The sequence below is a fragment of the Ruegeria sp. H8 genome, from assembly GCF_056532905.1.
Genome location: NZ_JBQFNY010000007.1, coordinates 105,618 through 121,713, shown reverse-complemented (window position 1 = coordinate 121,713; position 16,096 = coordinate 105,618). Strand labels below are relative to the sequence as shown.

At 56.4% G+C, this 16,096-nt stretch carries 14 protein-coding genes; 2 read left to right on the top strand and 12 right to left on the bottom strand.

Features of this window, described 5'->3' with window-relative positions; genetic code table 11:
- Positions 1-5: 5 nt before the first annotated feature.
- Both gntH and ACR0A2_RS16155 read right to left on the bottom strand, forming a co-directional pair.
- Positions 6-1,472, bottom strand: a complete 1,467-nt coding sequence (gene gntH / locus ACR0A2_RS16160; protein WP_480836086.1) for a guanitoxin biosynthesis MBL fold metallo-hydrolase GntH — start codon at positions 1,470-1,472, stop codon at positions 6-8.
- A 10-nt stretch (positions 1,473-1,482) separates the two neighbouring features.
- Entirely contained in the window at positions 1,483-1,728 is a 246-nt protein-coding gene (locus ACR0A2_RS16155; protein ID WP_480836084.1) for a hypothetical protein, read from the bottom strand.
- An 87-nt stretch (positions 1,729-1,815) separates the two neighbouring features.
- Here ACR0A2_RS16155 and ACR0A2_RS16150 point away from each other — a divergent pair, with 87 nt between their 5' ends.
- Complete coding sequence (locus ACR0A2_RS16150; RefSeq protein ID WP_480836082.1) at positions 1,816-3,150, top strand: tetratricopeptide repeat protein; 1,335 nt, start codon at positions 1,816-1,818, stop codon at positions 3,148-3,150.
- A gap of 599 nt (positions 3,151-3,749) precedes the next feature.
- Here ACR0A2_RS16150 and ACR0A2_RS16145 read toward each other — a convergent pair.
- From ACR0A2_RS16145 to ACR0A2_RS16130, 4 genes are all read right to left on the bottom strand, one after another.
- Positions 3,750-4,856 (bottom strand): alkene reductase, encoded by a 1,107-nt coding sequence (locus ACR0A2_RS16145; protein ID WP_480836080.1) that lies wholly within the window; start codon positions 4,854-4,856, stop codon positions 3,750-3,752.
- Positions 4,857-4,978: 122 nt separating this feature from the next.
- Complete coding sequence (locus ACR0A2_RS16140) at positions 4,979-5,575, bottom strand: TetR/AcrR family transcriptional regulator (protein WP_171230307.1); 597 nt, start codon at positions 5,573-5,575, stop codon at positions 4,979-4,981.
- Between the two features lie 110 nt (positions 5,576-5,685).
- Entirely contained in the window at positions 5,686-8,103 is a 2,418-nt protein-coding gene (gene gyrB / locus ACR0A2_RS16135) for a DNA topoisomerase (ATP-hydrolyzing) subunit B (RefSeq protein ID WP_152456615.1), read from the bottom strand.
- 114 nt (positions 8,104-8,217) lie between these two features.
- Positions 8,218-8,790 (bottom strand): TetR/AcrR family transcriptional regulator, encoded by a 573-nt coding sequence (locus ACR0A2_RS16130; protein WP_152456614.1) that lies wholly within the window; start codon positions 8,788-8,790, stop codon positions 8,218-8,220.
- A gap of 100 nt (positions 8,791-8,890) precedes the next feature.
- Between ACR0A2_RS16130 and ACR0A2_RS16125 the strand changes: the two genes are divergently transcribed.
- Positions 8,891-9,457, top strand: coding sequence for a carboxymuconolactone decarboxylase family protein (locus tag ACR0A2_RS16125; RefSeq protein ID WP_480836078.1), 567 nt, complete (start codon positions 8,891-8,893; stop codon positions 9,455-9,457).
- Here the strand turns inward: ACR0A2_RS16125 and recF are convergent.
- From recF to mutM, 6 genes are all read right to left on the bottom strand, one after another.
- The gene (gene recF, locus ACR0A2_RS16120; protein WP_480620257.1) at positions 9,454-10,551 is read right to left on the bottom strand and encodes a DNA replication/repair protein RecF; all 1,098 of its coding nucleotides are present in this window, start codon (positions 10,549-10,551) and stop codon (positions 9,454-9,456) included. The two genes, ACR0A2_RS16125 and recF, sit on opposite strands and share 4 nt — an antisense overlap.
- Before the next feature lie 59 nt (positions 10,552-10,610).
- Positions 10,611-11,732, bottom strand: coding sequence for a DNA polymerase III subunit beta (gene dnaN, locus ACR0A2_RS16115; protein WP_171727033.1), 1,122 nt, complete (start codon positions 11,730-11,732; stop codon positions 10,611-10,613).
- Positions 11,733-11,957: 225 nt separating this feature from the next.
- Positions 11,958-13,343: a chromosomal replication initiator protein DnaA gene (dnaA, locus tag ACR0A2_RS16110; RefSeq protein WP_480836075.1), complete on the bottom strand. Its 1,386-nt coding sequence runs from the start codon at positions 13,341-13,343 to the stop codon at positions 11,958-11,960.
- A gap of 555 nt (positions 13,344-13,898) precedes the next feature.
- Positions 13,899-14,162 carry a 30S ribosomal protein S20 gene (gene rpsT / locus ACR0A2_RS16105; RefSeq protein ID WP_152459792.1) on the bottom strand — a complete coding sequence of 88 codons (264 nt, stop codon included), beginning with the start codon at positions 14,160-14,162 and terminating at the stop codon, positions 13,899-13,901.
- Positions 14,163-14,383: 221 nt separating this feature from the next.
- Positions 14,384-15,160 (bottom strand): enoyl-CoA hydratase, encoded by a 777-nt coding sequence (locus ACR0A2_RS16100; protein ID WP_117870917.1) that lies wholly within the window; start codon positions 15,158-15,160, stop codon positions 14,384-14,386.
- A 66-nt stretch (positions 15,161-15,226) separates the two neighbouring features.
- Positions 15,227-16,078, bottom strand: a complete 852-nt coding sequence (gene mutM, locus ACR0A2_RS16095) for a bifunctional DNA-formamidopyrimidine glycosylase/DNA-(apurinic or apyrimidinic site) lyase (protein ID WP_480836073.1) — start codon at positions 16,076-16,078, stop codon at positions 15,227-15,229.
- Between the last annotated feature and the right edge of the window lie 18 nt (positions 16,079-16,096).

The window sequence follows — 16,096 nt, the reverse complement described above, 5'->3', positions numbered from 1 at the left end:
TCCTCTCAGTCTTCATCACGCGTGCCGATTACATCCGAAACTTTGATGGTAAAGTCCTGCGGCCAGTCCCCGCCGGGTGCTCGGAAAACGTCAGTTGGGTAGTACTCGCGTGGATCAATCTCCATATCTCTGTACTTCTGGTCTTGCTGATCTGCTCGGGTGAGCCTCGGGTTCGGTAGTGTGATTTCATCCGGAAGCTCAATACGTCCGGCCTCAGCTGCCGCAGCCAGTTCCCGGAATGGCGGAACGGTACCGGATTTTCCGGGCAGTGCAGCTTTCCTGTACCAAATTGCATCCTTGGTCACGTTCACAACGGCTACATCGAGACCCCATTGGAACAGACCGTCGTAATGAGCGCGAATACCAGCCAGCATTTCAGCGTCGATGTCTTCGTCCTGGGTATAGTGTGTCACCATTCCCAAACGCGGCCTTGTGTCAGCAAAGAGCTTACCCACGGCATAGTGGGAGGTGTGATGCGTATCGATAGTGTAGTTAAAGAGATCCTGTGGGATACCATATTTGTAGGTCATCAGCTGACCAATATCCTGTCCCGACATTTCGGTTACAAAGACATCAACACCTTCGCCGTATTTACGTGAAAGCTCATCCGGGCGACCATCGCCGGTCCATACAAAGCTCAGCCCGTTCCAATCGAGCCGATAGCCAACCGCACCGTCCTTGGCGTGGCTTCGTGGCCAGGACCGAACAGTCACGCCATCTTCGTCATAAACGATGCCGCCTTCCTGACGGAAATCGAATTCGTTGACTTCGATCTCGTAGCCGTCCCCAATCGGGAACACATCAAAGGCCTCCAGATGCCATTTGAGCATCTGTTGCATGCCTTTGACCATTCCGGCTGTCCCAAGTTCGGGTGTCCGACCAGAGGGACCGTGAATGCGCAGCGGTGTGTAGCCACCCGACCAGGCACGAAACGGGTAAATATACGGAATGTCGGCATAGTGGTCGACATGCAGGTGAGAGATGAAGATGTCGTTGATCAGTTGCCCCGGTACTTGCATGGCAATGATGTTGCGGACACAACCGGATCCAAAATCGAAGAAGAACCGTTTTCCATTCCCCAACTCCACCATGATACAAGTACCCGCCTGATCTTCGCGCGGCGGATATGGTGTTGAGCCACAGAATGAGATTCGCATCTCATCTGGCCCCAACTCCTCACTCAATGGAAAATAGTTCGCGTTTGAACCGGTCATGTACTTCGTCGGGCGGAAGTACTCTGGCAATGATATGCCGCCTGCGGGTCGACCGCCATATGGGTTCTTGAGTGTTTCTCCCAGGGGGCCGTCTCCTTCGTGGGCCTCGGCACTTCCTGCCGCAAACCCTGCTGCCCCTGTCGCAGCCGCTCCAGTGGCCAAGCCCTTTAGAACACTCCTCCGCGACGGGTCTTCGATTTGCTCTGTTGGTTGCCCCTGTTTGTTGTCCAGGTCTTTCCCATTGTCTTCCTTAGTCATGGACCAGTCCTCAGTTAGAAGTGTTGCGAAGGTTTCGCTTCACCATCCGGCGAAGCTCGTTGATCAGCTCAGATTTGATGTGGGTCCATTCCGCGCGCTCTGGGGCTGGTATTGATGTGTCATCCAACAGTGCCGATACTTTCTTCAGGTCTTCGATTGCCTCGCTGAGCAACGCATCCGTTTCGTTAAACCCTGAGAGCGCATCGGAAAGCTCTGGAAGCTCGTCACTCAGTTCCCAAGTCACTGGATTATCCATGGTTCCCACTATCTATTCTCAGATCAAGATGAGTGCGGTTGACGATGCAGGCCAAGTGAGTCACCGTGAGTTGGGGGTGAGTTTGCTTTGAACCAAGCTAATGAATTGCCGATAGATCCAGATATTGCACCGCCATCGCCGGAGCTTGTCCGACAGGCACTTCAGAGCGTTGTTTCAAGCGTCGCGTTCCAGGCTTCGCCGCGACTCCAGCAATTTATTACTTACGTGGTCGAAGAAACTCTCGCTGGTCGCGGCGCCCAAATCCGTGGCAAAGCAATCGCAGTCGAAGTTTACGGTCGAAGTATTGATGGCACCGGTGGCCGAAATCTCGTTCGCGTTGAAGCCAGACGGCTGCGTCGACTGCTTCATGAGTTTTACGAAGATCAATGGAACGGCAAAGGAGTTCGCATTTTTGTTGATCCGGGTGGATACAAGCCACGGTTTTCGCAAAAAAATACGACAGCATACGACGCCTCAGAGGTACCGAGTAGCGATGTGCTTGCAGAACATCCGCGTTTGAAAAAAATGCTGCCGTTTGGACTGGGTGGCCTTGTACTGATTGCTGGAATTGGCTTTTGGCTGGCTCAAGATAGCAATGTGGTTTTGCCCCCAACCCAATCCCTAGGGCAGGCTGAAAGAGCAGCGCTTGGTGAGCAGTCCTTGACGAGACTTCAGGCGGCTAACCTTGCGGATCAAGCCAGAGGCATGTTTTTTCCTGTTTTCGATGTCAAACGACAGCAAATAGCATTGGGAATGTTCCAGCATGCCACAGAGTTGGACCCGGCACTTTCCGATGGCTACGCCGGATCGGCACAAGTTCTGGCGACTTTGGCTATTTTGGCCCCGGACACAGCGCAAAGAGATGACCTCATCAGCAAGGCTTCGGAGATGTCGGGAAGGGCGCTTGATCTGTCTCCGACAGATGCCTGGGCAAACGGCGCAAATGGTTGGGTATTGGCTGCCCAAAATAATCCAGTCGAGGCTAAGAAATATGCAAGAATGTCCGTCGAACTTGCTCCGAATGATGGTCATATCCTGGATCTTGTCGGCATCACAGCCATCCTGGCTAACGCACCGGAACTTGCTGCCGAGGTTAGCAATCCCGAAAGACTAAGGTCAGGATCGGGCCGCTTTGGCGCACGTAATATTTGGGGTGTATCGCAGCTTATGCTCGGGAATTACAAAAAGGTTGTCGAAGCATTTCAAGGCGCGCCCGCTGCCGGTGCGCCCGTAAGTGCTCCGTCGCTCCTATTCCAGGCCGTTGCGCACGATCAGCTGGGACATTCGCAAGAAGCACAACGACTGGTCACCGAAATGCGCAAAACGTGGCCTGAGTTTCCATCGGAGTTTCTCGCCGGCAGGATCTTCCACAATGATGACGCAACGCGGCAAGCGATACTTGATACTCTGACTAGATACTGATCAAACAAATCGTATCGCAGCCGATGCAAAGTGTTCTAGGGTCAATTCTTGATGTCACATTCAGAGGTACAATGCGACGTTGAACTCGAATGATTGGTCTTGGTCCGAAGGCTTTACAGCGTTGAACGCCATTGCAGATTGCAAGAATTGGCGAATCCGGACGGCTCTGCACAGCCCGCTTTCTGCGCATCGGAGACATTTGCGAAAGTCCAAGCAATAAAGGCTGCATAGAACCCAAGGTTCCTAAGGAGGACTTTTGCGGGATTCAGCAACGCAAGGGGCCGTAACGGCCAAGACTACGCCATAAGACTGAACTATTTTGCACGATTTACTTGCGACAATGCGCGGCTCGAGAAACGCGTTCAATTGATTGTAGTCACCGCACATCTTCCTCAACTAAAACCGGGCGCCCCTCAATCAAGGATGCATCCTGATTGGATACATTCAACCCTGATCATATGGCAGCAGTTCATTTGCAGGTTTGTGACAGGCCCTCGCCTTAAGAATAGAGATCTCCGTAGTTGCCGGGTGAGCGCGTCCAACCCGGCGCGCTCACTTTGCTTGGTATAGCCCGTCGCTAAGGGGTTACGAGCGATGTATCACTCTGCGGCGACCGCTTCCTCTTCCAGTGCCGGATAATCGGTGTACCCTTTTTCATTGCCGCCGTAGAGAGTGGTTGGATCGAGCTCATTCAGCGCGGCGTCTTTCTCCAGCCGGTTGACAAGATCCGGGTTGGAAATAAACGGCCGACCAAAGGCCACCAGATCGACGGCGCCGGTCTCAACCGCTTCAATCGCCATGTCTCGGTCATAAGCGTTGTTGCCCATTTTCACTCCGTCAAACAATTCATAGAGCGCCTTCAGGTTACCACCTTCCGGAATATCGCGCGGGCCGCCGGTCTGCCCTTCTACGAGATGGAGATAGGCCAACCCATAGCCATTCAGCAATTTGATCGCATGCGAGAACGTCGCCTGCGGGTCGCTGTCGGAAATGTTGTTGGCGTTCGAGAACGGGCTGAGGCGGACACCGACGCGGTCGGCACCCCACACGTCGACAACGGCGTCCATGACTTCTTTCAAGAATCGCGCTCTATTCTCAACTGGACCTCCGTATTCGTCTTCACGCTTGTTGGACTCGTCGCGCAGGAACTGATCGATCAGATATCCATTGGCGGCATGGACCTCGACACCGTCAAATCCGGCTTTCATGGCGTTTTCCGCGGCCTTCCGGTAGTCGGCGACAATGCCTGCAATTTCTTCGATGGCCAGAGCCCGCGGTTCCGATGTTTCAACAAACTGCTCGCCATCAAAGGTCTTGGCCTTTGCGCCGATTGCGGATGGCGCTACAGGGGCGCCGCCGTCCTGCTGCAAGCTGGTATGCGAAATCCGGCCCACATGCCAAAGTTGGATTACGATCTTCCCATCCTTGGCATGGACGGCGTCAGTCACTTTTTTCCAGCCGTCGACTTGCGATTTGGAATAAATGCCGGGCGTCCAGGCATAGCCTTTGCCCTGGGGCGAGATTTGCGATGCTTCCGTGATGATCAGACCAGCAGATGCCCTCTGCGCGTAGTACTCGGCCTGCAATTCATGGACACTGTCATCCTCAGCTCTTGCCCGGTTACGGGTCAGTGGCGCCATGACAATTCGGTTCTTCAGCTCGATTGCACCAGCTTTGATGCCCGAGAACAGTTTTTCATCAGCCATTGCTGCTTCCTTCTTTGGTAAACTTCGTTCAGATATTATTGGACCAACTAGTCCAATATTGTGCTCACTGTCTCTTGTTTGAGTTTGTGTTAGGTTTCATTTCGTTATGGCGGCGGGAGACCTTATGGCGAAATCACCAACCGGGCTTGTTTCAGGGTTTGCGATATCTGCTCAGCGGGAACGCCCGCCTTACGCAAGGCTAGCGTGCCAATGGCAAGGGAGGCATAGGCGCGCGCCCTGTCGAGCGCCAGACCCGGATCTGAAGGCTCAAGCGCTTCCGCAATAATTTTGTCAATGCTCTCCAAATGTTGGCGCCCGAGATCGGCCACTTCATCATCATGCGGGGCAAGCTCGGTAAGGCAGTTGATCAGCATGCAGCCGTCACGACCTCCTTGCGGATTCGCCAAGGCTTCCATTATCGCGCCGACGGGGTCATCTCCGCCCGCGTCCGCGACGTCGCGCAAAGCTTTCAAACCACGTCTTGAATAGTGGCTGAGGGCTTTGCGAAACAATGCCTGCTTGTTTCCGAAGGTTCCATAAAAGCTGGAACGGCTCAAACCCATGGCCTTGGTCAGATCGTCCACCGACGCGGCCTCGTAGCCCTTGTGCCAAAATACGCACAAGGCTTTTTCCAAAGCATCGGCTTCGTCAAAGGCACGAGGCCTACCCGGGCCTGCGGGCGACTTGATGTCGGCAATTGGAAGGATTTCTTTGCTCATGGCGTAGATGTGGAATGATCAGTCCAGAATTTCAAGGGACCAGTCAGATAAAGCTGTTCATCCGACTTCATTCGCAGGTCTGTTTGGCAAAGGAACTTGCTACAACATGATCAGAAATCCAGATTCTCAACACTCAAGGCGTTTTTCTGGATGAACTCCCGACGAGGTTCCACGACGTCACCCATCAACTTGGTGAACAGATCATCCGCCTCGACCATGTCATCCACGCGCACTTGCAGCAGAGTCCGCGCATCCGGATCCAGTGTCGTTTCCCACAGCTGGTCAGGGTTCATCTCACCCAGGCCTTTATAGCGCTGCAAGGACAAGCCCTTTTCACCCTCTTCCAGAATGGCGCGCAACAAGTCCAGCGGACCGTGGATCATCTGGCTGCGATCACGACGGTTCAAAGTGGCCGGAGAGTTGTAGATCTCTTGCAGGCTCTGCGTAAAGCTGCCGGTCTTGCGCGCCTCGCCCGAGCGCAGCATCGGGCCGTCCAGCGTGCGAACCTCTTCGACACCGCGCAGGATACGGGCCAGCCGGATGCCGTGATCCTGTGTGATCCGACCCTGCCAACCGCGTTCGTATTCCAACGCGATCAGATCCAGCCGTGCGGCGACTTTGTCAGCCACACCTTGCAGATCGGCGTCCACCGCACCCGGCACGAAAGCCCCAGCCACGGCGGCCTGCTCCAGAATATGACGCGGGTAATGCGTTGGAAACGCGTCCAGCACACGTTTCAGCTGACGCGCCTCGTCGACCACGCGGGTCAGGTCCTGGCCGATGATTTCCTCACCCGAGCCGAGTTTCAGCACCGCTCCTTCGACGCCCTGATTGATCAGATAGTCATCCAGAGCGGCCTGATCCTTCAGGTAAACCTCTGACTTTCCGCGGGAAACCTTATACAGTGGTGGTTGCGCGATATAGAGGTACCCGCCCTCGATCAGTTCCGGCATCTGCCGATAGAAGAAGGTCAGCAACAGGGTCCGGATATGCGCGCCGTCCACATCCGCATCGGTCATGATGACGATCTTGTGGTAGCGCAGCTTTTCGATGTTAAATTCATCGCGGCCAATGCCAGTGCCAAGCGCCATGACGAGGTTGCCAATTTCCTGAGACGACAGCATCCGGTCGAACCGGGCGCGTTCGACGTTCAGGATTTTCCCCCGCAAGGGCAGAACCGCCTGCGTCAGACGATCCCGTCCGGTCTGTGCCGATCCACCTGCCGAGTCACCCTCGACGAGGAAAACTTCGGTTTTCGACGGATCTTTCTCGGAACAATCCTTCAGCTTGCCAGCCAGATAGTTCACATCCATCGCCGTCTTGCGCCGGGTCAGCTCGCGCGCCTTCCGCGCAGCTTCCCGGGCCAACGCAGCCTCGATGATCTTGCCGACAATATTCTTGGCCTCGTTGGGGTTTTCTTCGAACCACTCGGCCAGTTTTTCATTCATCAGACCTTCGACAGCCGGACGGACCTCGGAGGAAACCAGCTTGTCCTTGGTCTGGGACGAGAATTTCGGATCGGGCACTTTCACCGACAATACGCAGGTCAAACCTTCGCGCGCATCGTCACCGGTGAAGCTGACCTTTTCCTTTTTCGCGATCCCGCTGGACTGCGCATAGTTGTTGATCGTCCGGGTCAAAGCCCCCCGGAACCCAGCCACATGGGTCCCGCCGTCGCGTTGCGGGATGTTGTTGGTGAATGGCAGCACCGTTTCGTGGTAGCTGTCATTCCACCACATGGCGATCTCGACACCGATATCGTCGCGCTCGCCCTTGATATAGATCGGCTCGGGCATGGCCGGCGTTTTGGATCGGTCGAGGTACTTGACGAATTCTTTTACGCCGCCCTCGTAGAACAGCTCAGTCTCCAGCCGCTCGGCAGGGCGTTCGTCGATCAGGATGATCCGCACGCCCGAGTTCAGGAATGCCAGTTCGCGCAGCCGTTTTTCCAACGTCTCGAACGAGTATTCGAGATTCGAGAACGTGTCGGTCGACGCCAGAAACCGCACTTCGGTTCCCGTACGATCGCCGCATTCGCCGACAACCTTCAGATGCTCTGCCGTTTCACCACCCTCAAATCGCGCCACGTGCTCTTTGCCCGCGCGCCAGATGCGCAGTTCCAGCCAGTCCGACAGGGCGTTCACCACCGAAACGCCCACACCATGCAGGCCGCCCGACACCTTGTACGAGTTGCTGTCGAACTTGCCGCCTGCGTGCAGCTGGGTCATGATGACCTCTGCCGCTGAAACGCCTTCTTCCGGGTGGATATCAACCGGAATTCCGCGACCGTTGTCGCTGACCGAAACGCTGGAATCCGCGTGAATTTTCACGGTCACATGATCGGCGTGACCCGCCAGCGCTTCGTCAATTCCGTTGTCGACAACCTCATACACCATGTGGTGCAGGCCCGATCCATCATCCGTGTCCCCGATATACATCCCGGGGCGTTTGCGAACGGCTTCTAAGCCCTTGAGAACTTTGATGGAATCTGCGCCGTATTCTTGAGGAGCCTGTGCGTCTTCGGACATTCAGTCAGTACCTATATTATTTTGGTACCTTATACGTTTTCTGGTGGGGATTGTCACGCGATCCCCCAATATTTTGTGTGTGCTCGGGTCGTTTTCTGCCCATCCGAATCCACCTCATAACCGGTCGATGTCAGAAGCGATATCCGCCGCGATTTCCAGCGCATCGACATCCTTGCGTTCGGCCGACAACCGAAGCCCCAGAATGTCCGACTGATACCGGGCCGCCAGCCGATCCGGGTCATGTTCAGGCCGGATTTCACCGGCAGCCTGGGCGCTGCGAAACAGGTCGGCGAAACACGCCTTCATTTCCGCCATGTGAAGCGCGGCCTGATCCGCAAGCGCATGATCCTTCGCCTGCAACTCGGCATATGTCTTTGCCAACATGCAAGCCTTTGCCGGGTTCTCGACCGCTTCGATGACCAAACGAGGTTGCGCCTTGAGCGCTTCCTTCGGCCCCAGTCTTTCAGCAAGGGCGTTCAGGCGCGCCACGCCTTCTTGCGTGTAGCTTTCCAGCGTCAACGCATAAAGCGCATCCTTCGACCCGAAAGCCGCGTAGAAACTGCCGGGTTTCAGTTTCAATTCCCGCTCAAGGTCCTTCAGCGACGTACCAGCCCAGCCCTGACGCCAAAAGATGTCACGGGCCTTCTCGATCAACGCGTCGCGATCATATGCGGGTTTACGGGGCATCGGCATCACCAATTTTTGAACGTTCGCTCAAATATATACTTGAGTGATCACTCAAGAAACCCTAAATACCACCCATCGCGCCAGAAACAGGAGTTCCGACATGGCCACTTTCCCGTCTCATGATATCGAATCCGCACCCGAAGCATCCAAACCACTGCTGGAAAAGTCCCAGGCCGCCTTTGGCCGTTTGCCGGGCCTGCACAAGGTGATGGCAGAAAGCCCACAGCACCTTGAAGGCTATCAAGTTCTGCACAGCCTGTTCTTGCAGACCGATTTCGACAACAATGAGAAGACCGTCGTCTGGCAGACCATCAATGTGGAAAACGAATGCCATTACTGCGTGCCCGCGCACACCGGCATCGCAAAGATGATGAAGGTATCAGACGAAATCTCGCAGGCTCTGCGCAATGAAACCCCACTGCCTTCCGCCAAACTCGGAGCGCTGCGCACCTTCACCCTGCAAGTGATGGAAACCCGTGGCAACCCGACCGAGGAACAGCTTCAGGCGTTCTTCGACGCGGGCTATTCGCATCGTGCGGTTCTGGACGTGGTGCTGGGCCTGGCACAAAAAACCATGTCAAACTACGTCAACCACATGGCCAAAACACCGGTCGATGAAGTCATGCGCGGATTCCTGTGGGAGCGCAAAGTCAACGAACCGGCCTAAGCCGACACCACCGACCCCTCATCGCCTTCGGTCACGATCAGCGTCTGGGCCCGGTCACCCAACTCCTCAAACAGTTCAGGCCCGGTGCCCGTCATCCAGGCCTGAGCACCCAACGCACAAATCTCGTCATAAAGTGAAGCGCGCCGACCCGCGTCCAGATGAGCGGCCACCTCATCCAGCAATACGATCGGTGGCGCACCGACCATTGCGGCCAAAGCTCGGGCATTGGACAGGATCAATGAAACCAGCAGCGCCTTCTGCTCACCGGTCGAGCAATCCTTGGCGGGAACACCCTTGGCAGAAAAGACGCCATACAAGTCTGACCGATGCGGACCAACCAAAGTCCGACCCGCAGCCAAGTCCCTGAACCGGCTTTCATTCAAAGCTTCGCGCAAATCCTCAGCCGTTTCGGGCATCGCGCCTTCGGTCTGCACCAATTCCAACTCGGCAGACGGAAAAGCCGTTTCCGCCTGATCCTGCGCCACCCGCAGATGGCTCAACGCCGCCAATCTCGCTGCGTGGATACGATGCCCCATCTCGGCCAGCTGACCCTCAAGCGCAGCATACCAATGCGCGTCCCGAACCTGCTCTTTCAGCAAACGGTTCCGTTCGCGCATCGCTTTTTCGTACGTCAGCGAGGCCTCTGCATGAGACGGATCAAAACTGAGCGCAATGCGATCAAGAAACCGGCGCCGGCCTTCGGCCCCTTCAATCCACAGGCGGTCCATGGACGGAACCAGCCAGACCACCCGGGCAAGTTTACCCAGATCAATCTGAGTGGCAGATTTTCCGTCAATCCTTACCTGCCGTGCTGCACCCCCCTCAGACCAGGTTTCGATTTCGAAATTCTGACCCTGCGATTGCAACAGTCCCGACAGCTTCCAGCCCAACGCCTCGGGCCGCCGCGTCATCTCGGCCGCGCTTGCCCGCCGCATCCCGCGACCGGGTGAAAACAAGGATACCGCTTCCAGAATATTGGTCTTGCCCGCCCCGTTCGGCCCGTGAATCGCCACCGGCCGCCCGTCCAGAGACAACCGCGCCAGCATGTGAGACCGAAAATGCGAGACCGTAAGCTCGGTCAGGGCCAATCCCATGACCCCTCCCTTCATCTTTTCAAAAATACTCCCGCCGAAGGCATCGCGCGTCCGCGCGATCAGACGCGCATTGGCATGACGACGTAAACTGCGCTCTGATCATTGCCTTCGCGCATCAGGGTCGGGTCGCCAGCTGAATTGAACATGAACACCGCATTCTCTCGATCCACTTGAGACGCGATCTCCAGCAGATATTTGGCATTGAACCCGATCTCCAGACGCTCATCACCATAGGCGACGGCCAGTTCTTCCTCGGCCGCGCCACTGTCTGGCGCGTTCACCGACAGGACCAGCTTGTCGCCATCCAGTTGCAGCTTCACCGCACGCGAACGCTCGGAAGACACCGTTGCCACCCGGTCCACGGCCTGTGCGAACTCGGCAGCATCCACTTCCAGCTTGCGCGTATTCCCTTGCGGGATAACGCGCGTGTAGTCGGGAAAAGTGCCATCGATGACCTTCGAGGTCAGCGTGATATCCGGCGTGGCGAAACGCACCTTGGTTTCGCTGACCGAAACCGCGATATCCATTTCATCATCGTCCAGCAGCTTGCGCAGCTCGCCCACGGTTTTACGCGGGACGATAACGCCTGGCATGCCCTCTGCACCATCCGGCAAATCGGCATCGATCCGAGCAAGCCGGTGGCCGTCGGTGGCCACGCAGCGCAGTACCTTGCCGCCATCGGATCCGTCGGCCACATGCATGTAGACACCATTCAGATAATACCGTGTCTCTTCTGTTGAGATTGCGAATTTCGACTTGTCGAACAGCCGTCGCAGCAGGGCAGCCGAAGCCGTGAAATTTGATTGATACTCCGAGGACGCCATGACCGGGAAATCCTCTTTCGGCAGCGTCGCCAACGAGAAATTTGACCGACCGGCCTCAACCGTCAGACGCCCTGCCGCGCTGTCGGCGGTCAGCGTGACCAACGCTCCGTCGGGCAGTTTTCGCACGATCTCGTGCAAAGTGGTCGCTGCCACGGTGGTGGAACCGGCTTTCTCGACCTGCGCCGGGGCTTTGTCGACTACTTCGATATCCAGATCGGTCGCGCGAAACAGCGCCTGATCGCCTTCCGCCTCGATCAGGACATTGGCAAGTATGGGAATGGTATTGCGGCGTTCTACAACGGATTGGGCCTGCGAAACGGCCTTGAGAAGGGTGCCGCGTTCGATGCTGATCTTCATACCCTCAATTCCTCTGACTTGCGTACCGACATGGGCGGGACTGGCACGTTAGCGGTTCCACCCTGAGGCACAAGGATTTTTTACGGATTTCTGGGTTGGATTGCGTCCAGCGTCAAGGGCAGCGTGCCTGACGAGCACCAGTTCTGATCCAACCGTGGACTAATGCGCACAAGAAACGCCCCGGGTCCGAGGAACCGGGGCGGTTTCCTAGACTACAGGCGCGGATCAGGCTTCAAGCGACCGGCGCAGCATTTCCACATCTTCAGCGATCTGGCCGTCGGTCAGCTTCAACTCTTCAATGCGCTTGACGCCATGCATGACCGTCGTGTGATCGCGCCCGCCAAAACGGCGGCCGATCTCGGGCAGCGACCGGCTGGTCAACTGCTTGCACAGATACATCGCCACCTGGCGCGGACGTGCATAAGAGCGTAGGCGCTTCGGGCCGATGATGTCAGAAAGCCGGATGTTGTAATACTCGGACACCTTCCGCTGGATCTCTTCAACGGTGATCTTGCGTTCCGAGGCGCGCAGCACATCCGCCAGACAATCCTGCGTCAGTTCCATGTCGATCTCGCGACCAACCAGCGAGGCAAAGGCGAACAGACGGGTCAGGGCACCTTCCAGCACCCGAACATTGGTCGAGATGCGATGCGCCAGAAATTCCAGAACGCCATCAGCAATCGCCAAGTCCGGATAGGATGAGCTGTATTGCTGCACCTTGTTCTGCAAAATGCCCAGACGCAGTTCATAATCGGTCGGGTGCAGGTCAACCACCAGACCACATTGCAGGCGGGATTTCACCCGATCTTCCAGATCCTTGATCTCACCCGGGGCGCGATCGGCCGAGATGATGATCTGCTTGTTCTGATCCACCAGCGCGTTGAACGTGTGGAAAAACTCTTCCTGAGTGGAATCCTTGCCGGCGATGAACTGCACGTCATCAACCATCAAAACGTCAACCGAACGGAACAGGTGTTTGAAATCCATCATCCGACGCTCGCGCAGGGCCTGCACGAACCGGTACATGAACTGTTCCGCCGACAGGTACAGAACATTGAGTTCCGGATGTTTGGTTTTCAGCTCCCATGCGATGGCATGCATCAAGTGGGTCTTACCCAGCCCTACGCCGCCGTACAGAACCAGCGGATTGAAGGTCACCGGTCCGCCCTCGGATACCCGACGCGCAGCCGCATGGGCCAGTTCATTGGGCTTGCCGACGACAAAACTTTCAAAGGTAAAGCGGGAATCCAACGGGGCGGCCTGAAGCGATTCCAATGTATCCTGCGCCGGGTCCTCGCTCGGCGCGGCGACAGGTTCAGGCTTTGCCACCGGCGGCGTATCGACAGCTGGCTTGGGTCGGGCAGGTGAGTTTGCAGCGACGCGGAAATCCAGACGCTGCACAGTTTCACCTGCGGTGTTCAGCTCGTACAAAATGAGGTCCGCAAAATTCTGGCTGACGTAATTGCCCATGAAATTGGTCGGCACCGAGAAAACCGCCACGCCGTCCTGAAGCTCCTTGAATTCCAAAGGCTCGATCCAGGTCGTATAATTGTTCCGACCGATGGCCTTCAGCAACTTGTTACGCAGTAGTCCCCATTTCTCTTGTGTCATTAAGCGCCTCACGCATCCCATTCTTATTGGCCTGTCAGCCTTATTCATACGAAGCCGGTTTCCCGGTGTTGTATTCACACGCAATAGGTATCCAGTCGCCAAACCAGTCGGCTTGGCGGGACCATCCCGAAGAGCTCGGCAACCCCAGTTCTGACGCTCAGCAATAACGGAACGTCCCGAAAATCGGGTTGCACGTCGCAATCTCAATTTTTAGACAGGGCCAAGATCACCGGGTTTATTCCGGCTTCCATGGCAGATCGGCAGCCTGGCTCAAGCCAGTCGTCGACAATTGTCCCCTGATCGCTCTGATGCCCGTCAGTTCGATCGGGAAAACAGCCTGTCCCCCCAAGCGAGTGAATCGCTGACATCAGTCGTAGCAATTCCGAGAGGGGCGCGGCAACGAAACTCTGATATTGACTCGGGTCTTTGGGCGAAAGAATCTCTCGGTTTTGTGAAGGCGCGGTTTTCTGGCAACACGAAAAAAGGCGCCGTGATGTGCGGCGCCTTTTCAGAATGGTTCAGCCTTTCTGACGTGACCTAGGGTCACCCCAAAGCTTAGCCCAGTGCTTTGACGCGCGAAGACAGGCGCGACATTTTACGGGCAGCAGTGTTCTTGTGGAAAACACCCTTGGTGACACCGCGCATCAGCTCGGGCTGAGCCGCACGCAGAGCAGCAGTCGCCGCGTCCTTGTCGCCGGATGCGATCGCTTCTTCGACTTTACGCAGATAGGTGCGGATGCGCGAACGACGCGCTTTGTTGATTGCGAAACGCTTTTCGTTCTGACGAGCGCGCTTTTTTGCCTGAGGCGAGTTTGCCATGTGAATCTGACCTTCGTTAGGTACGTTAATCTTGGGTTGCGCGCCACGGACATATCCGCACCGGATCAGAAATCACGAGTGTGAGTCGGGCCAAGCGGGCCGCACGCGCATGTATAACGGGGGTCTTTAGCCAAGTTCAAAGAGATTGCCAAGTTGATTCTTGGAACCATGGCCAAGAATATGGGGCGGGCTAAAGCCACCCGCCACACAAGTCCCGCGCTTTACTTGTCGCGGAATTGCGCTGTGCGCTTTTCCAGGAACGCGGCCATGCCTTCCTTCTGATCTTCGGTTGCGAACATCGAATGGAAGACACGACGCTCGAACAACATGCCTTCACTCAGCGGAAGCTCGTAGCTGCGGTTCACCGCTTCTTTCGCGGCCATTGCGGTCAGCTGCGATTTCTCGGCAATCTTCTGCGCTGCGCTCACGGCTTCTTCGATCAGCTTCTTGGCTGGCACCACCCGGCTGACGAGACCCGCACGCTCGGCTTCGTCGGCATCCATGAAACGCCCGGTCAGGTTCATGTCCATCGATTTGGATTTACCCACAAACCGCGTCAGACGCTGACTTCCACCCAGACCGGCAATGACGCCAAGATTGATCTCGGGCTGGCCGAATTTCGCGGTGTCCGCCGCGATGATGAAATCGCACAGCATGGCAAGTTCACATCCACCGCCCAGGGCGTAACCTGCAACGGCCGCAATGATCGGCTTGCGAATTGCGGTCACACGATCATTCGCATCGGCAAAAAGGTTGATGTTGTAGACGTCGACAAAACTCATCTCGGACATTTCCTTGATGTCCGCGCCGGCGGCGAAGGCCTTGTCCGATCCGGTTATCACGATGCAGCGCACCTTGTCGTTGCTGTCCGCATCTTCCAGCGCGGTGCAGAGCTCACCCAGCAGCTGGGTGTTCAACGCGTTCAGCGCATCCGGTCGGTTGAGTTTGATAAGTGCGACGTGGTCTTCGATTTCGACGATGATCGTCTCAAAAGCCATGAGGAGAAAGCTTCCGGTTGTTCCGTTCAGGTACGATTCCTTACCACGCGAAAAACTTGGATCAAGCTATCTTTGGCATTGCGCACAATAGAAGGATGAGCGACCGGACTGGGTGATTCTCTTGATCGGCGCTCCGCACCCTTCGGTCCGGCAGGCCTCGCCCTCGCGGCCGTAGACATCAAACTTGTGCTGAAAATATCCAAGTTCTCCATCGGCTTGGCGGAAATCCCGCAGCGAAGACCCACCGGCTTCGATGGCGTCCTGCAACACCTGCCGGATGATCGGAACAAGCGCCGCCACGCGGGGTTCGGAAATCTGTCCGGCTTTGCGACGTGGCGACACTCGGCCGCGATAAAGAGCTTCGCAAACATAGATATTGCCCAGACCGGCAACGATTCCCTGATCCAGCAGGGCGGATTTGACAGGGGTGTTCTTGCCTTTGAACGCCTTGATCAGGTGTTGGTCGTGAAAATCGTTGCCCAAGGGTTCAGGCCCCAGAACCGACAGCAGCTTGTGATCTTCGGCGTTGGCCGTTTGCAACAGGTCCATCGCGCCAAACCGGCGGGGATCGTTGAAGGTGATGCGCGCGCCGTTGGCCATATGAAAGACCACATGGTCATGTTTTTGCACGGCGGGATGGTCATGGACGAATTGCCCCAACGGATCACCCGACACCGTCATCCGCCCCGACATACCCAGATGGATCAACAGCGTCTCACCGCTGCTGAGATCCGCCAGAATGTATTTCGACCGCCGCCGCAGCCGCTCCACCCGCTGCCCGGTCAGCCGTTCGGCCATACGTTCGGGGAACGGCCAGCGCAGATCGGGGCGGTTCACATCAGCCCGTTCGATCAAGACCCCTTCCATGGCGGGACTCAGGCCGCGTCTTACTGTCTCGACCTCAGGTAATTCGGGCATTACAGGGCTCCTAATTCA